At 48.4% G+C, this 434-nt stretch carries 2 rRNA genes; both read right to left on the bottom strand.

The window, feature by feature from the left end:
* A 23S ribosomal RNA gene (locus AB4Z50_RS36095) occupies positions 1-94 on the bottom strand; the annotation flags it as partial.
* Between the two features lie 218 nt (positions 95-312).
* Positions 313-429 (bottom strand): 5S ribosomal RNA (rrf, locus tag AB4Z50_RS36090).
* Positions 430-434: the final 5 nt, after the last annotated feature.

Here is a 434-nt window from a genome sequence, read left to right as displayed (position 1 = left end):
GCTTACGGCTCCCCGGGGCGGTATCGTTGTTCGCCACGTCCTTCTTCGGCTCCTGGTGCCTAGGCATCCTCCGTGCGCTCTTACTAGCTTAACCAATTGCTCGTGGTGATTTCGATTGATCCGTCGTTGAAGCCTTATTTCTTTGATTAATAACCTCTTTAGAGGTAGAAATAACGTCTTCAAAAGCCGTCTTCAATTCGAAACACCTCTCGCTTACGTAAAAACAACTAAAGGATGTTTCAGCAATTCTTTTTCTTTCGTTATCCAGTTTTCAAGGTGCAAGATAAAACATAGGTGTAAAACATAACACCTGCTTGGCGACGTCCTACTCTCCCAAGACCCTGCGGTCTAAGTACCATCGGCGCTGAAGGGCTTAACGGTCGTGTTCGGTATGGGAACGCGTGGTTCACCTCCGCCATCGCCACCAAACGACG

The organism is Paenibacillus sp. 2TAB26 (assembly GCF_052115145.1).
Taxonomy (GTDB): Bacteria; Bacillota; Bacilli; order Paenibacillales; family Paenibacillaceae; genus Pristimantibacillus.
The sequence above is the reverse complement of the archived record's forward strand: the minus strand, read 5'-3'. Positions and strand labels throughout refer to the sequence as shown.